Origin of the sequence: Enterobacter sp. CC120223-11, from assembly GCF_900215375.1 — a bacterium.
Lineage (GTDB): Bacteria > Pseudomonadota > Gammaproteobacteria > Enterobacterales > Enterobacteriaceae > Scandinavium.
In genome coordinates this window covers 24389-40502 of record NZ_OBEF01000011.1, presented here as the reverse complement: position 1 = coordinate 40502, position 16114 = coordinate 24389, and the positions used below count along the sequence as shown (strand labels likewise).

The window sequence follows — 16114 nt, the reverse complement described above, 5'->3', positions numbered from 1 at the left end:
CATTCCTTGCAATAGCGTTAACTGCTTCAAATTTTGATGCATTTTTCACCGTACTTCGCTATCTGTCGCTTGACGCGTTGCCTGATTTATCTAAATTGTACAGGCGAGAGATGGCGAGGTTTTGAACAGCCCGTCGATTTCACCACCGGTTCTTTCCATCTGAAATAGAAGATTCTCGAAGGATGTCGATGTATGGAAATGGGTACTGTTAAGTGGTTCAACAATGCTAAAGGGTTCGGTTTTATTTGCCCTGAAGGCGGTGGCGAAGACATCTTCGCTCATTACTCTACCATCCAGATGGATGGTTACAGAACGTTAAAAGCCGGACAAGCCGTCCAGTTTGATGTCCACCAGGGACCGAAAGGCAACCACGCCAGCGTGATTGTGCCTGTTGAAGCAGAAGCCGCCGCGGTCGCGTAACGCTTCAGTCCATTGTGACCATCCCCTGCACAAAATGCCAGTCCTGACGACTGGCATTTTTCTGTGCTTTATTCACGCGCCAGGGCATCCACCGGATCGAGCCTTGCGGCGTTTCTCGCGGGCAACCAGCCAAACAACACGCCGGTCAGCGTCGAACAGATAAACGCCATCAGCAAAGCCAGCGGCGAAAAACCAATCCCCCAGTCCGGCAGGAACAGCTGGAGCGTAAAGGCGATGATAAGCGACAGCGAAACGCCCAGCGCGCCACCCACCAGACAAACCAGCACCGCCTCAATCAAAAACTGCTGCAACACGTCGCGGGCTCTTGCACCTACCGCCATACGAATGCCGATTTCACGGGTGCGTTCAGTGACGGACACCAGCATGATATTCATCACTCCAATGCCGCCCACGATCAGCGAGACAATCGCCACCAGCGTTAAGAACAATTGTAATGTATGTGTGGTCCGCTCGGCGGTTTTCAAGATGCTGTCCATATTCCAGGCAAAGAAATCTTTCTTGCCGTGGCGCAGCGTCAGCAGGCGGGTCAGCTGCTGTTCGGCAAGGGTGCTGTCGTAACCTTCATTCACGCGCACGGTAATGGAATTGAGCCATGACTGCCCCATCACCCGCCCGGCCATAGTGGTATACGGCAGCCAGACGCGGAGTATTTTACTGCTGCCAAACATCCCCTGTTTTTCCTCTGCCACGCCAATAATGGTGGCGGGCATATTCCCCACGAGGATAATTTCGCCGATCACGCGAGCCTTGTTCGGGAAAAGCTGACGGCGCGTGTTGCTGTCGAGCACCACGACCTGCGCACGCCCGTTGAGTTGCACTTCGTTGAAGGTATTGCCCTCGCTGAAGGTCATGCCGTAGACGTTAAAATACTGTGCGCCCACGCCTTCCACGCTTGCGGACACATCCGTATTGCCCACCCGTAATCGCAGACTTTTCGATACCGCGGGCGTCGCCGAGCGCACCCACGACTGCTTCTGAATCGCCAGCAGATCGTCATACTTCAGCGCCTGCTGGTATTGTGGATCGTCGTCGCCAAAATCTTTGCCGGGGTAGACATCTATGGTGTTGGTGCCAATCGCCCGAATATCGGCGAGCACCAGCTGCTTGGCCGCATCGCCTACCACCACGATAGAAACCACCGAGGTGATGCCGATGATGATGCCCAGCATGGTCAGCAGCGTACGCATTTTGTTGGCCGCCATCGCCCGCCAGGCCATGGTCAGCGCCTCGCGGAAACCGCTAACGAACTGCCGCCATCCGGCAACGTCAGCCGCAGCGGTAATGCGATCGGCGTTCACCGCGGCCGCTTTGGCAGGTGGGTTGCTGATGATTTCACCGTCGCGAATTTCAATGATGCGTTCTGCCTGCGCCGCCACCGCGGGGTCATGGGTGACGATAATCACCGTGTGGCCCTGCGCTTTCAGCTGATGGAGAATCGCCATCACCTCTTCGCCGGAGTGGCTGTCGAGTGCCCCGGTCGGCTCATCGGCCAGAATCACCTGCCCGCCGTTCATCAGCGCGCGGGCGATACTCACGCGCTGCTGCTGGCCGCCGGAAAGCTGGGAAGGTTGATAATCCACGCGATCGCCAAGCCCGAGGCGCTGCAACAGCTGCTGCGCCCGTTCGAGCCTCCGCTTTCGCTCGGTGCCCGCATAGACGGCGGGCACTTCCACATTCTGCGCGGCGCTTAAATGCGCCAGCAGATGATAGCGCTGAAAAATAAAGCCAAAGTGTTCGCGACGCAGGCGGGCCAGCGCATCACCGTCGAGCGTGGCGACGTCTGTACCCGCCACTTTATAGGTCCCGCTGGTCGGTTTATCGAGACAGCCAAGAATGTTCATCAGCGTCGATTTACCTGAGCCGGACGCGCCAACAATCGCCACCATTTCTCCGGCATTGATGCTGAGCGTGATGCCCTTCAGTACCTCCACGCTCTGATCACCGGCAGGATAGCTACGGCGGATCTTGCTGAGTTCCAGCAGCGCCGTCATTTCGCGGCCCCGGGTTTGCCCTCGCCGGTGATCACCTCATCGCCTTCCTCCAGGCCTTTCACCACTTCCACATCGGTATCGTTACGTGAGCCAAGGGTAATTTCGCGCTCTTTGACTTCGCCGTTGCGCAGCAGGCGCACGTTGTAGCGATTATCGCCCGTCGCATCGCCAAGTGCTGAGAGCGGAATGCTTAATACGTTCGTGACGCCGGACAGCTGAATATGCACCTGAGCGGTCATCTCCAGGCGCAGCACGCCCTGCGGGTTCGGCACTTCAAAACGTGCGTAATAGAAAATGGCGTCGTTCACTTTTTCCGGCGTCGGCAGAATGTCCTTCAGCGTGCCTTCATAGCGCGTCAGCGGATCGCCAAGCACCGTAAACCAGGCTTTCTGCCCGGGCTTCAGGTGGATGACGTCAGCCTCTGATACCTGCGCTTTCACAAGCATGGTGCTGAGATCGGCGAGCGTCAGAATGTTGGGTGCCTGCTGGGCCGCAATCACCGTCTGGCCCTGCAACGTGGTGATTTGCGTCACTTCGCCCGCCATCGGGGCAAGAATTCGGGTGTAGTCGAGGTTGGTTTTGGCGGTGTCCAGCGTGGCCTGATTACGCTTGATCTGCGCGTCAATGGTGCCAATCTGCGCCTCTTTTACCGCCACGTCCGTCGCACTGGTGTCGAGATCCTGGCGGGAAATAAGCTGAGTTTTCGCCAGCTGCTGATTACGGGCGTAGGTGACCTGCGCCAGCTTGCGCTCCGCCTGCGCCTGCAGGCGCTGGGCACGCAGCTCCATCAGCGTCGCTTCCACTTCTTTGATCTGGTTCTGCGCCTGCTCAGGATCGATCACGCCCAATAACTGATCTTTTTTGACCTTATCGCCGATCGCCACCGACAGCGTTTTCAGCTGCCCGCTCACCTGTGCACCCACATCAACCTTGCGCACCGCGTCCAGTTTCCCCGTTGCCAGCACGCTCTGCTGCAGATCGCCCTTGCGCACGATCAGGGTCTGATAGTTTGGCACCGGCGCGTTCAGCGTTCGCCACAGCCAAAATCCTGCCAGCAAAACAACCGCGATGAGGAGCAGATATAAACCTTTGCGCTTTCCCTTCAGCTTCATAAAAATCCTAAATATGTGTTTTCCGGGGATGATTGTATCTAAACATTTCTTCAACGGAAGTCCGTCTTTGTTGGCGCCCAGGGGGCCGTTGCGTTTGCGTTGAAGGAAGTGTTGATGAAATAGGGTTTTCCTTTATGGCTCGGACTTTTTTATGTCACATGTTGCAGAATTTTCCTACTCCGGACACCCCACTCTGAAATCAGCCTGGCAGCTGTTCCGCCAGCTGGCGAAAGGAGAGTTGCAGCCCGGGCTTGCCTGGCAAAACCCTGCTTATCGCCGCAAGTTTATGCTGCGCTCCCTGCTGGCGCCCTTCACCACCGCCACGCTGCTTTCCCGCCTGGCCGTTCAGCCACAGCTGAAAGATATGCTGAGCGTGCAGCCAGGTTTACCCTGCCGCCTGCACCGCCCCTGGGTTTCGATGAATATGGCACGCCAGAATGCCGCCGAAGCCCTGACCACACACTATCAGCTTTTTGCGCAGAGATTGCCACACAAGGTGATGAACGCCTACCTCAGCGAAGAGGGAGCCTGGCTGGTAACGCTGACCGGGCGCGATGAGCAGACATTCAGCATCCGCCTGTGCGCCGACGCCATGCTCGATAAAGAAGGTGAAGCGACGCTGACTTTTTGTGATGTCAGTAATACCGTTTTGGCCGAACTCACCTTCACGCTTTGCCGGTTTAACGGCAAAAAAACGCTTTATATTGGCGGGATGCAGGGGGCGAAAAACCACGTGCCCCACGATCTGATTCAGACTGCGACCAAATCCTGCAACGGCCTGTTCCCGAAACGCCTGCTGGTCGAAGTCGCGATGGTGCTTGGGCAGATTTTGGGCACAGAGTCCCTGCGTGCGGTCAGTAACGAAACCCATATTTATCGTAACATCCGCTACCGTAAGAAAAAGCAGGATAAACTGCATGCCGACTACAACAGCTTCTGGGCATCCCTGGGCGCGACGGCAGACAGCAACGGCGACTATCTGCTGCCGCTCGAAATGCCACGCAAGCCGATGGAAGAGATTGCCAGTAAGAAGCGTTCGGAATACCGTCGCCGCTACGAGCTGCTCGACAGCCTGCAGGCGCAGACTATCGGCACCTGCCAGCGTTAATCCGCCCGCCCGCGTGCCAGCCACAGCACGCGGGAGAACATCTTCCTCAGCAAACCGGGCACCGCCTCCACGCCGCGACGGCCTGCCTCCATCGCCACTTCAATCGCCAGATCCGGCTTTGAGGAGCGATGAATCGCCTTCACAATCACCCGCCGCATATTCATCGGAATGCCGTCCGGAATTTGCGCCACGCGGTGATAGACGTCGTCGAAGCCCTGGCGATACATAAAGTGTTCCATATCCAGCGCCGGAAGCGCCGTCAGATGGAGCCGCTCCAGATCCCGATCGTTATTCAGCAGACCGCGCACCGTTGCCGCGTACTTTTTCCCGGCTTCGTCACCGTCCACCAGCACGTGCCACTCAATGCCCATCCGCCGCGCAAATTTAATCAGCGGCTTCAGCCCGGACTGCGCAAACTCAATGACTTTAATCCCTTCGGCATCAAAATGGTGCCCGCACTGGCGCGCCAGTTCGTTAATAACCCAGGTTTCCGTCTCCCCTTCCACCAGCAGCCAGCAGCGAGAAAACAGCGATGAAGCACGGTTGAAACGAATGTGGAAAGCAATGCGTCGGCCATCTTCCGCATTCAGCCCATCGGGCCCCAACCGCCATGTCGCCACGCGCGATGATTCACGCACCAGGCGACAGACGTGCTCAACGGGCGTCATCGACAGCAGCTCGCCGGAATTGGTGGTGGTGATCCGCTGGAGCGGCAGCAGATTAAGCAGGTTCCACGCCACCGACAGCATGATGGGATGCAGCCGCGTTTCCGGGTCTTCCACCAGCAGCAGCGGTCGCGCGTCTTTGTGGAGGCGCACGGTCCCTTTCGCCTGCAACAGCGTGGAGAACAGTCCCAGCAGGATCACCCGATGGCTACGGGTGCCAGGTTTGTCGATCATCCGGTTGATAATATCGAGATAACGCCAGCTGCGCTGCTCGTCATGAGAGCGACGGCGCATCAGGCGATGGCGGGAGTCAGCGGTGCCCTGCTCGGAAAAATAGTGCTCCACCAGCTGCACCATCGCCGACAAGCCCTGCCGAATCTGCCCGTCGGACAAATTCTGTGGGCTGGTGACCAGTTCACGGGAGAGAAAATCAAGCTGCCGGGCGGTGATTTCCACATCGGGCATATTCGGCACCGTGCCGTTGCGAATCCGTCGCATAAAGCGGGCATCCCGCAGGCGCAGGACCGGCATCAGCCGCACCAGATGGCGGGCCTGGGCATCAATATCGTTGAGGGCAATTGATTCACCGGCAGCGTTGATAAAGCTGCGCAGGGTCATCACGCTGTCGTCTTCCGTGAGCTCGCCCTCTAAGCGGTAATAAATGCGCTGATAGCCGTCCTCGCAGGGTACCCAGCACGTTTCCAGCGGCCGGTAGCGTCGCACGCGGTGACGGCCCGGCTCCAGTTCGCGGAAGGTCAGAATGATATGCAGATGATGCTCACGCCCCTGGAGATCGCCGGGCGGAAACCAGAAGTCTTCCCGGACAAAATGATAGAGATCGGATTCCGGCGAGAGCAGCAGCGTCAGCGCATCCAGCAGGCTGGACTTACCCCAGGCGTTCTCACCGATTAAGACGTTGTTCTGCTCCAGCATCAACGATAAACGATTGATACCGCGAAAGCCGACAATCTCAACTCTTTCGAGAAGCATATGCCCTCCCCTAAAACTTCCCTTTCGATAACAGGAGTATAGCGGCAGGCCTCTGACGGTGATACACGGTCAGACTTAATGTTCCAATTAAACGCGGCGGATATCTTTGCTGGACTAAACTAATAACCACACAAATAGTCACGGATATTTATGAATTTAATCCTGGGTTAGAATTATCTGAAAAAAAGTCATCTATACTTAATTAACTTCAACCCTGTACAAGGAATGACCACGCATTAACTTAAATCAGATTTATCGGTTTTATTTCACTGGTGAAGGGATGGCGTTCGTTCTTAAAATAACGGCGCTAAATTATGTCGTCTCCCTTTGCGACGATAAATAAAGTCCGGTGCAGGATCGCCTGACACCGTTACTATTATATTTTTGAGGTGGTTATGTTCAGAAAACTGGCGGCTGAATGTTTCGGTACATTCTGGCTTGTATTTGGGGGTTGCGGTAGCGCCGTACTGGCGGCAGGTTTCCCGGAATTAGGGATTGGCTTTGCGGGCGTCGCGCTGGCATTTGGTTTAACCGTGCTGACCATGGCGTATGCCGTCGGTCATATCTCGGGTGGTCACTTTAACCCTGCGGTCACCTTAGGTCTTTGGGCGGGCGGTCGTTTTCCGACTAAAGATATTATTGGTTATATCGTGGCGCAGGTTATCGGCGGGATTATTGCAGCCGCCGTTCTCTACCTGATTGCCAGCGGTAAAACCGGCTTCGATGCAGCGGCAAGCGGCTTCGCGTCTAACGGCTACGGCGAACACTCCCCGGGCGGCTTCTCTATGCTCTCCGCTATCGTTATCGAAATTGTGCTGACCGCAGGCTTCCTGCTGGTGATCATGGGTTCTACCGATAAGTTCGCTCCGGCAGGTTTTGCGCCAATCGCAATCGGCCTGGCACTGACCCTGATCCACCTGATCAGCATCCCGGTGACCAACACCTCCGTCAACCCGGCGCGTAGCACCGCGGTGGCTATCTTCCAGGGCGGCTGGGCGCTGGAGCAGCTGTGGCTGTTTTGGGTGATGCCAATCATCGGCGGTATCCTCGGTGGCGTGCTGTACCGCACCCTGCTTGAGAAAAAATAAGTCTGCCTGACAGATTGTTCAGAGGCCTGGCAACCGCCGGGCCTTTTCTTTTTCTGGTGGCTTTACTCCCTCCCGCTCTTTCGGTAGTGTCAGTGCGTTTTTACACTCTAAAGGACCGGGCCGTTCATGTTTTCGGGATTGTTGATTATTCTTGTGCCGTTGATTCTCGGCTATCTGATTCCCCTGCGCAGCCGACCTGCGCTCCAGCTGATTAATCGTTTACTGAGCTGGATTGTTTACGTCATTCTTTTCTTTATGGGCATCAGCCTTGCCTTTCTGGATAATCTCGCCAGCAACCTGCTCGCCATTTTTCATTATTCTGCGGTCAGCATTGTGGTTATTCTGCTGTGCAATATTATTGCCCTGCTGTGGCTCGAGCGCACGCTTCCATGGAAACATAACCACAGTCAGGAAAAATTACCTTCCCGAATCGCAATGGCGCTGGAGTCATTACAGCTTTGCGGCGTGGTATTACTCGGATTTTTACTGGGGCTTACCGGCTGGCCCATTTTGCACCACGCCACGGAGGCCAGCGAATATACCTTAATATTCCTGTTATTCCTGATTGGCATCCAGTTGCGTAATAATGGTATGACCCTGAAACAGATTGTCCTGAACCGCCGCGGAATGATTGTCGCCGTGGTGGTGGTCGCCAGTTCGCTGGTCGGCGGCGTGATTAATGCTTTTATTCTTGGCCTGCCAATCAAAACCGGCCTCGCTATGGCCTCCGGGTTTGGGTGGTATTCGCTGTCCGGCATTTTACTGACGGAATCTTTTGGCCCGGTAATAGGCAGCGCGGCCTTCTTTAACGATCTGGCGCGAGAGCTGATTGCGATTATGCTGATTCCCGGCCTCGTGCTGCGCCACCGTTCGACTGCATTAGGGCTGTGCGGCGCAACTTCGATGGACTTTACCCTGCCGGTATTACAGCGCTCCGGCGGCGTGGAAATAGTTCCGGCGGCCATCGTTCACGGCTTTATCCTTAGCCTGCTGGTGCCGCTGCTGATGGCGTTTTTCTCCGCGTAATACCTCCATGGCGGTACGCCCGTGCCGCCAAAATTGCGTTAAATCAATCTCCCTTTAACTTCCCCGACAATTCCCTTTTCAGCGTTCCGCCACAGGCTTACCCTTAAACATGTATATCAAATATAACTTTAATAAAGGTGTGACCATGTTCTGTGTGCAATGTGAACAAACGATTCGTACCCCCGCTGGCAACGGCTGCGCTTATGCGCAGGGGATGTGTGGCAAAACAGCGCAAACTTCTGACTTACAGGATCTGCTGATTGCAACCCTGCAAGGGCTCTCCGCATGGGCAATCAAAGCCCGTGAATACGGCATCGTCAGCCATGAAGTCGACAGCTTCGCCCCTCGCGCCTTCTTCTCCACCCTGACCAACGTTAACTTCGATTCGCCACGCATTGTCGGCTACGCCCGCGACGCTATCGCCCTGCGTGAGATGCTTAAAGCGCAATGCCAGGCAAAAGACGCCAGCGCAGCAGTCGATAACCCGATGGCCGGTTTGCAGCTGGCGAGCGACGATCTGGGCGATTTACAGCGCCAGGCGACGATGTTCACCCCGAATAAAGACAAAGCCGCGATTGGCGAAAACATTCTCGGCCTGCGTCTGCTGTGCCTGTATGGCCTGAAAGGAGCCGCCGCGTATATGGAGCACGCCCACGTGCTCGGCCAGTACGATAATGAGATCTACGCTCAGTACCATAAAATCATGGCCTGGCTTGGCACCTGGCCTGCGGACATGAACGCACTGCTCGAATGTTCCATGGAAATCGGCCAGATGAACTTCAAGGTGATGAGCATTCTGGATGCCGGTGAAACCAGTGCCTACGGCCACCCGACCCCAACCCAGGTCAATGTTAAAGCGGTTGCCGGGAAAGCGATTCTGATCTCCGGCCACGATCTGAAAGATCTTTATAACCTCCTGCAGCAGACCGAAGGCACTGGCGTTAACGTGTATACGCACGGCGAGATGCTGCCTGCGCACGGCTACCCTGAACTGCGGAAATTCAAACACCTGGTCGGCAACTACGGCAGCGGCTGGCAGAACCAGCAGGTCGAGTTCGCCCGCTTCCCGGGCCCGGTGCTGATGACCTCCAACTGCATCATCGACCCGACCGTTGGCGACTATGACAATCGTATCTGGACGCGCAGCATCGTGGGCTGGCCGAACGTCAGCCATCTCGAAGGTGATGACTTCACGCCGGTTATCGAACAGGCCCAGCAGCTGGCAGGCTTCCCTTACGATGAAATTGAGCACCTGATCACCGTCGGCTTTGGCCGTCAGACCCTGCTCGGCGCTGCCGATACGCTGATCGACCTCGTCAGCCGCGAAAAACTGCGCCACATCTTCCTCGTGGGCGGCTGCGACGGCGAACGCACCGAACGCAGCTACTTCACCGATTTCGCGACCAGCGTGCCAGACGACTGCCTGGTGATGACGCTCGCCTGCGGTAAATACCGTTTCAACAAGCTGGACTTTGGCAACATCGAAGGTCTCCCGCGCCTCGTGGATGCCGGACAGTGCAACGACGCCTACTCGGCTATCATTCTGGCAGTTACGCTTGCCGAAAAACTGGGCTGCGGCGTGAACGATCTGCCGCTGTCATTGGTGCTATCCTGGTTCGAGCAGAAGGCGATTGTGATCCTGCTGACGCTGCTGTCGCTTGGCGTGAAAAACATCGTCACCGGGCCGACCGCGCCGGGCTTCCTGACGCCTGATCTGCTCGCGGTGCTGAACGAGAAGTTTGGCCTGCGTGCCATCACCACCGTTGAACAGGATCTGCAGCAGATGCTGTGCGCCTGAGGAGAGAATCATGACGATGCCCACTTCACAGTGCCCGTGGCGGATGCAGGTCCATCACATTCAGCAGGAGACGCCGGACGTCTGGACGCTCTCCCTGCTCTGCCATGACTATTATCCGTATCGCGCCGGGCAGTACGCGCTGGTCAGCATTCGCAATTCCGCTGAAACGCTGCGTGCGTACACCATTTCCTCTACGCCGGGCGTGAGCGAATACATTACGCTGACCGTTCGCCGTATTGCGGATGGACAGGGTTCAGAATGGCTGACCCGCGACGTCAAACGCGGTGACTATCTGTGGCTTTCCGATGCGCAGGGTGAGTTCACCTGTGACGACAAACCCACCGACAAGCTGTTGTTGCTTGCGGCGGGCTGCGGCGTGACGCCGGTGATGTCGATGCGTCGCTGGCTGGCAAAAAACCGTCCTGAAGCCGATGTGCAGGTCATTTTCAGCGTCCGCTCGCCGGAAGATGTGATTTTTGCCGACGAATGGCGAAACTACCCGGTCACCCTGGTGGCAGAAAACAATGCCGCTCACGGCTTTGTGTCCGGCCGCCTGACGACTTCACTGCTGGAATGTGTGCCGAATCTGGCTGCCAGAACCGTGATGACCTGCGGCCCTGCGCCCTATATGGAGTGGGTCGAAGAGAATGTGAAAGCGTTTGGCGTGACAAATTTCTACAAAGAGAAATTCTTCACTCCTGTAGCCGAAGCGGCTACCTGCGGACTGAAATTCACCAAGCTGCAACCGGCTAAGGAGTTTTATGCGCCGGTCGGCACCACGCTGCTGGACGCGCTGGAAAGCAATAAAGTCCCGGTGAACGCCGCCTGTCGTGCAGGCGTGTGCGGGAGCTGCAAAACCCGCGTGATCAGCGGCGAGTACAGCGTCACAAGCAGCATGACCCTGACTGAGGAAGAACAGAAACAGGGCTACGTGCTGGCCTGCTCCTGCCATCCTCAGGGCGATTTGGTTCTCGCCTGATACATCACCTCACGTCGGGCATTGCGCCCGACGTTTTTAATTCCACTTCGACTGACTCCCTAACGCATAGCGCCCCGCCCCCAGGCAGGCAATCGCCAGCGCCGCCATGAAATAAAACACCAGGCTCTCAATCGCCCACGCACCCACCGCATCCAGCGCGAAGGTTTTGCCGGTGCCGACCATCAGCCAGGCTACCACCATCGTAAACGCCAGCACCAGCGCGGAAGGCCGCGTCAGAATGCCAAGAAGAATCAGGCACGGGGCCACCACCTCTCCCACCAGCACACCATAGGCAACAAACCCCGGCAGCCCTTTCGCCACCAGCATGCCGCTGATGCCGTCAACCCCATGAAACAGCTTATGCAAGCCGTGAAACAGCATTAACCCACCAACCGCCAGACGTAGCAACAGCCTGCCAAAGTCGTCCTTCCCCGCTGCGCGGCGGCTATCCATTAACAATGATTTAACCATTTGACCTTATTCCTTATTTTCCCTAAACCCTGGTCAGCTTATGCTGAAGAATCGAACAAATAAACCTGCTGAAAATAAGGGGATTTCAGCGGGCACGCCAGAGAGATTCATCTAAGCTTGTAAGCGGTATCACAAAAAGGAGAAGGAAAACCATGAAACAAACCGTGGCTGCATATATTGCGAAAACGCTCGAACAGGCCGGCGTGAAACGGATCTGGGGCGTCACCGGCGACTCCCTCAACGGGCTCAGCGACAGCCTGAACAAAATGGGCACCATCGAATGGATGGCCACCCGCCATGAAGAGGTCGCCGCCTTCGCCGCAGGGGCAGAAGCCCAGCTGACCGGTGAACTGGCAGTCTGTGCCGGGTCATGCGGGCCGGGCAACCTGCACCTGATTAACGGCCTGTTCGACTGCCACCGCAATAACGTGCCGGTACTGGCCATCGCCGCCCACATCCCGTCGAGCGAAATCGGCAGCGGCTATTTTCAGGAAACCCATCCGCAGGAGCTGTTCCGCGAGTGCAGCCACTATTGTGAACTGGTTTCTTCACCGGAACAGATTCCTCAGGTGCTTGCCCGGGCCTTGCGTGAGGCGGTGCTAAAGCGCGGCGTTTCCGTTGTGGTTCTCCCGGGGGACGTGGCGCTGAAAGCCGCGCCGGAAAGTGCCAGCACTCACTGGTATCACGCGCCGCAGCCTGTTGTGGTGCCGGAATTGGAAGAGCTGCGCAAGCTGGCCCAGCTGCTGCGCTACTCCAGCAATATCGCCCTGATGTGCGGCAGCGGCTGTGCCGGGGCGCATAAAGAGTTACTGGAGTTTGCCGGGAAGCTAAAAGCCCCGATCGTTCACGCCATGCGCGGCAAAGAGCACGTCGAATACGACAATCCGTATGACGTCGGCATGACCGGGCTCATCGGTTTTTCTTCCGGTTTCCATACCATGATGAATGCCGATACCCTGGTGCTGCTCGGCACTCGCTTCCCGTACCGGCCCTTCTACCCGGCCGATGCCAAAATCATTCAGATAGACATCGACCCTGCCAGCATCGGGGCACACAGCAAGGTGGATATGGCTCTGGTGGGCGATATCAAAACCACGCTCGCCACCCTGACGCCGCTGCTGGAAGAAAAAACGGACCGGGCGTTTCTCGACAAGGCGCTGGAGCACTACCGCGATGCGCGTAAGGGGCTGGACGACCTCGCCAAACCGAGTGACAAGGCCATCCATCCACAGTATCTGGCGCAACAAATCAGCCATTTTGCTGACGACAATGCCATCTTCACCTGCGATGTTGGCACGCCCACCGTCTGGGCCGCGCGCTACCTGAAAATGAACGGCAAGCGCCGACTGCTCGGCTCGTTCAACCACGGCTCGATGGCCAACGCCATGCCGCAGGCGCTGGGGGCCAAAGCCACCTTCCCTGACAGGCAGGTGGTGGCGATGTGCGGCGACGGTGGCTTCAGCATGCTGATGGGCGATTTTCTCTCCGTCGCGCAGCTGAAGCTGCCGCTGAAAATCGTGGTCTTCAACAACAGCGTGCTCGGCTTCGTGGCGATGGAGATGAAGGCCGGGGGTTACATGACCGATGGCACAGATCTGCACGACACCAACTTCGCGAAAATTGCCGAAGCCTGCGGCATCAAAGGGATTCGGGTGGAGAAATCCGCCGATCTCGATGAAGCGCTCCAGCAGGCATTCAGCCATGACGGCCCTGCGCTCGTAGACGTGGTAGTGGCCAAAGATGAGCTCGCCATTCCACCGCAGATCAAGCTCGAACAGGCCAAAGGTTTCAGCCTGTATATGCTGCGCGCCATCATCAGCGGACGCGGTGATGAGGTGATCGAACTGGCGAAAACCAACTGGCTCAGGTAAAAAGAGAGGCATACCCCTGATGCAAAAAAGGAAATGCCGTGATCGATTTACGTAGTGATACCGTCACCCGCCCGAGCCGTGCCATGCTGGAAGAGATGATGGCCGCCCCGGTCGGGGATGATGTGTACGGGGATGACCCGACAGTGAATGAGCTGCAGCGCTATGCGGCGGAGCTGGGTGGCAAAGAAGCCGCCCTGTTTTTACCCACCGGCACCCAGGCCAACCTGGTGGCGCTGCTCTCCCACTGTGAGCGCGGCGAAGAGTATATCGTCGGCCAGGGCGCGCATAACTATCTGTATGAAGCGGGCGGTGCCGCGGTGCTCGGCAGCATCCAGCCGCAGCCGATTGATGCCGCCGCCGATGCGACATTGCCGCTCGACAAAGTCGCTGCAAAAATCAAAGCCGACGACATTCACTTCGCGCGCACCAAGTTGCTAAGCCTCGAAAACACCCACAACGGCAAAGTGCTGCCGCGTGAATACCTGAAAGAAGCCTGGGATTTCACCCGCGAGCGTAAGCTTGGCCTGCACGTGGATGGCGCGCGCATCTTCAACGCCTTGGTGGAATATGGCTGCGAACTGAAAGAGATCACCCAGCACTGCGACTCCTTCACCATCTGCCTTTCCAAAGGCCTCGGCACGCCCGTCGGCTCACTGCTGGTCGGCAGCCACGACTACATCAAACGCGCCAACCGCTGGCGTAAAATGACCGGCGGCGGCATGCGCCAGGCGGGTATTCTGGCGGCAGCGGGCCTGTATGCGCTGAAAAATAACGTTCAGCGTCTGAAGGACGATCACACCAACGCCGCGTGGATGGCTGAGCAGCTGAAAGAGATCGGTGCAGACGTGATGCGTCACGACACCAACATGCTGTTCGTGCGCGTCGGTGAACAAAACGCGGCGGCGCTTGGTGAACATCTGAAAGCCAACGGCGTGCTGATTAACGCCTCGCCGGTTGTGCGTTTAGTGATGCACCTGGACGTCAGCCGCGAACAGCTGGCGGAAGTGGTGCGCCACTGGAAAGCCTTTTTAAATCGCTAAGGAGAGAAGCGTGCCGCAAACTATTCTGGTGCTCGGCGCCAGCGGCTATATCGGCCAGCACCTGGTCACCGAACTGAGCGCGCGCGGTCTGACCGTGCGGGCGGCGGCACGTAACACGGATCGTCTGCAAAAACTGGCGCTGCCCGGCGTCAGCTGTCATCACGTGGATCTGAACTGGCCCAAAGAGCTGCCCGCGCTGCTCGAAGGCGTGGACACGGTCTATTTCCTGGTTCACGGCATGGGTGAAGGCGGCAATTTTGTCGCTCATGAACGCCAGGTCGCGCTCAACGTGCGCGATGCCCTGCGCCAGCAGCCGGTGAAGCAGGTCATATTTCTGAGTTCGCTTCAGGCTCCTGAGCATGAACAGTCCGATCACCTGCGCGCCCGCCAGATAACCGGCGATCTGCTGCGTGAGGCGGGTATTCCGGTCACCGAACTGCGGGCAGGGATCATCGTTGGTGCAGGTTCGGCGGCGTTCGAAGTGATGCGCGATATGGTTTACAACCTGCCGGTCCTGACGCCGCCACGCTGGGTACGCTCCCGTACCACGCCCATCGCGCTGGAAAACTTGCTCGTTTATCTCACCGAACTGCTGAATCACCCGGCCGCTCAGCACCGAGTGCTGGAAGCCGCCGGGCCTGAGGTGCTCAGCTATCAGGAGCAGTTCGAACACTTTATGCGCATTAGCGGTCGCCACCGGCCGCTGATCCCCATTCCCTTCCCCACCAGCTGGATTTCGGTGTGGTTCCTGAACGTCATTACTTCTGTCCCGCCAACAACCGCCAAGGCGCTGATCCAGGGCTTAAAGCACGATCTGTTAGCGGACGATCGCGAGCTGCGGGAACTGATCCCGCAGGATTTGATCTCTTTCGACGAAGCGGTAAGGCGCACGTTGAAAGAAGAAGAGCAGCTGATGAACTCGAGCGACTGGGGCTATGACGCCCAGGCCTTTGCCCGCTGGCGCCCCGAATATGGGTATTTTCCGAAGCAGGCGGGCTGTACCGTCGACACTTCCGCAAGCCTGGAGGCGCTGTGGCAGGTCGCGAATCAGCTCGGCGGCAAAGAGCGCTATTTCTTCGGCAATATTCTGTGGGATATTCGCGCGTTTATGGACAGGCTGATTGGCCACAAGCTTGCCAAAGGCCGCCCGGCGCGGGCCATGCTGGAAACGGGCGATGCCGTGGACAGCTGGAAAGTGATCATCGTCGAGCCACAAAAGCAGCTCTCGTTTCTGTTTGGCATGAAGGCACCAGGCCTCGGACGACTCACCTTCAGCCTGAAAGACAAAGGCGATCACCGTGAAATCGACGTTCGTGCCTGGTGGCATCCCCACGGTATGCCAGGCTTGTTCTATTGGCTGCTGATGATCCCGGCGCATTTGTTCATTTTTCGGGGCATGGCAAAGCGCATGGCGAAGCTTGCCGAAGAAATCACGCACAAATCGTCAAAATGAGAATTATTGTTCGCAGTTTCTCATTGCAAGTCAGCGTAATTCACGGAAAAATGCGCACGAAATTCTTTTCAGACACAGTGG

At 57.2% G+C, this 16114-nt stretch carries 13 protein-coding genes; 9 read left to right on the top strand and 4 right to left on the bottom strand.

Annotated elements, in window-relative coordinates:
- Positions 1–192 precede the first annotated feature (192 nt).
- Positions 193–420, top strand: coding sequence for a cold shock-like protein CspD (gene cspD, locus CRO87_RS13895; RefSeq protein WP_097163537.1), 228 nt, complete (start codon positions 193–195; stop codon positions 418–420).
- A 68-nt stretch (positions 421–488) separates the two neighbouring features.
- Here the strand turns inward: cspD and macB are convergent, their stop codons facing one another.
- Both macB and macA read right to left on the bottom strand, forming a co-directional pair.
- On the bottom strand, positions 489–2432 hold the full coding sequence (gene macB, locus CRO87_RS13890) for a macrolide ABC transporter ATP-binding protein/permease MacB (protein ID WP_097163536.1): 1944 nt from the start codon (positions 2430–2432) through the stop codon (positions 489–491).
- A complete protein-coding gene (macA, locus tag CRO87_RS13885; protein ID WP_097163535.1) occupies positions 2429–3544 on the bottom strand; it encodes a macrolide transporter subunit MacA in 1116 nt (371 codons plus the stop codon). Before macA ends, macB begins: the two co-directional genes overlap by 4 nt.
- Before the next feature lie 151 nt (positions 3545–3695).
- Between macA and CRO87_RS13880 the strand changes: the two genes are divergently transcribed.
- Positions 3696–4652: a VirK/YbjX family protein gene (locus tag CRO87_RS13880; protein ID WP_097163534.1), complete on the top strand. Its 957-nt coding sequence runs from the start codon at positions 3696–3698 to the stop codon at positions 4650–4652.
- On the opposite strand, the gene CRO87_RS13875 is transcribed toward CRO87_RS13880, so the two are convergent.
- Positions 4649–6307 (bottom strand): ATP-dependent endonuclease, encoded by a 1659-nt coding sequence (locus CRO87_RS13875; protein ID WP_097163533.1) that lies wholly within the window; start codon positions 6305–6307, stop codon positions 4649–4651. The two genes, CRO87_RS13880 and CRO87_RS13875, sit on opposite strands and share 4 nt — an antisense overlap.
- A gap of 395 nt (positions 6308–6702) precedes the next feature.
- Here CRO87_RS13875 and aqpZ point away from each other — a divergent pair, with 395 nt between their 5' ends.
- From aqpZ to hcr, 4 genes are all read left to right on the top strand, one after another.
- A complete protein-coding gene (gene aqpZ, locus CRO87_RS13870; protein WP_097163532.1) occupies positions 6703–7395 on the top strand; it encodes an aquaporin Z in 693 nt (230 codons plus the stop codon).
- A 126-nt stretch (positions 7396–7521) separates the two neighbouring features.
- Positions 7522–8421 carry a lysine exporter LysO family protein gene (locus tag CRO87_RS13865; RefSeq protein ID WP_097163531.1) on the top strand — a complete coding sequence of 300 codons (900 nt, stop codon included), beginning with the start codon at positions 7522–7524 and terminating at the stop codon, positions 8419–8421.
- Between the two features lie 145 nt (positions 8422–8566).
- Positions 8567–10219, top strand: a complete 1653-nt coding sequence (gene hcp / locus CRO87_RS13855; protein WP_097163631.1) for a hydroxylamine reductase — start codon at positions 8567–8569, stop codon at positions 10217–10219.
- Positions 10220–10229: 10 nt separating this feature from the next.
- The gene (hcr, locus tag CRO87_RS13850; RefSeq protein ID WP_097163530.1) at positions 10230–11198 is read left to right on the top strand and encodes an NADH oxidoreductase; all 969 of its coding nucleotides are present in this window, start codon (positions 10230–10232) and stop codon (positions 11196–11198) included.
- Positions 11199–11234: 36 nt separating this feature from the next.
- On the opposite strand, the gene CRO87_RS13845 is transcribed toward hcr, so the two are convergent.
- Entirely contained in the window at positions 11235–11669 is a 435-nt protein-coding gene (locus CRO87_RS13845) for a DoxX family protein (RefSeq protein ID WP_097163529.1), read from the bottom strand.
- Between the two features lie 152 nt (positions 11670–11821).
- On the opposite strand from CRO87_RS13845, the gene poxB reads away from it, so the two are divergent.
- From poxB to CRO87_RS13830, 3 genes are read left to right on the top strand one after another with little or no spacing between them, the layout of a single operon-like run.
- Positions 11822–13540: a ubiquinone-dependent pyruvate dehydrogenase gene (gene poxB, locus CRO87_RS13840; RefSeq protein ID WP_097163528.1), complete on the top strand. Its 1719-nt coding sequence runs from the start codon at positions 11822–11824 to the stop codon at positions 13538–13540.
- Positions 13541–13578: 38 nt separating this feature from the next.
- Positions 13579–14580: a low-specificity L-threonine aldolase gene (ltaE, locus tag CRO87_RS13835; protein WP_097163527.1), complete on the top strand. Its 1002-nt coding sequence runs from the start codon at positions 13579–13581 to the stop codon at positions 14578–14580.
- Between the two features lie 10 nt (positions 14581–14590).
- On the top strand, positions 14591–16033 hold the full coding sequence (locus CRO87_RS13830) for an SDR family oxidoreductase (protein WP_097163526.1): 1443 nt from the start codon (positions 14591–14593) through the stop codon (positions 16031–16033).
- Positions 16034–16114 lie beyond the last annotated feature (81 nt).

Bases quoted from the DNA above. Each gene is read 5' to 3' on its own strand.
- cspD (WP_097163537.1), top strand. From the start codon at position 193: ATGGAAATGGGTACTGTTAAGTGGTTCAACAATGCTAAAGGGTTCGGT.
- macB (WP_097163536.1), bottom strand. From the start codon at position 2,432: ATGACGGCGCTGCTGGAACTCAGCAAGATCCGCCGTAGCTATCCTGCC.
- macA (WP_097163535.1), bottom strand. From the start codon at position 3,544: ATGAAGCTGAAGGGAAAGCGCAAAGGTTTATATCTGCTCCTCATCGCG.
- CRO87_RS13880 (WP_097163534.1), top strand. From the start codon at position 3,696: ATGTCACATGTTGCAGAATTTTCCTACTCCGGACACCCCACTCTGAAA.
- CRO87_RS13875 (WP_097163533.1), bottom strand. From the start codon at position 6,307: ATGCTTCTCGAAAGAGTTGAGATTGTCGGCTTTCGCGGTATCAATCGT.
- aqpZ (WP_097163532.1), top strand. From the start codon at position 6,703: ATGTTCAGAAAACTGGCGGCTGAATGTTTCGGTACATTCTGGCTTGTA.
- CRO87_RS13865 (WP_097163531.1), top strand. From the start codon at position 7,522: ATGTTTTCGGGATTGTTGATTATTCTTGTGCCGTTGATTCTCGGCTAT.
- hcp (WP_097163631.1), top strand. From the start codon at position 8,567: ATGTTCTGTGTGCAATGTGAACAAACGATTCGTACCCCCGCTGGCAAC.
- hcr (WP_097163530.1), top strand. From the start codon at position 10,230: ATGACGATGCCCACTTCACAGTGCCCGTGGCGGATGCAGGTCCATCAC.
- CRO87_RS13845 (WP_097163529.1), bottom strand. From the start codon at position 11,669: ATGGTTAAATCATTGTTAATGGATAGCCGCCGCGCAGCGGGGAAGGAC.
- poxB (WP_097163528.1), top strand. From the start codon at position 11,822: ATGAAACAAACCGTGGCTGCATATATTGCGAAAACGCTCGAACAGGCC.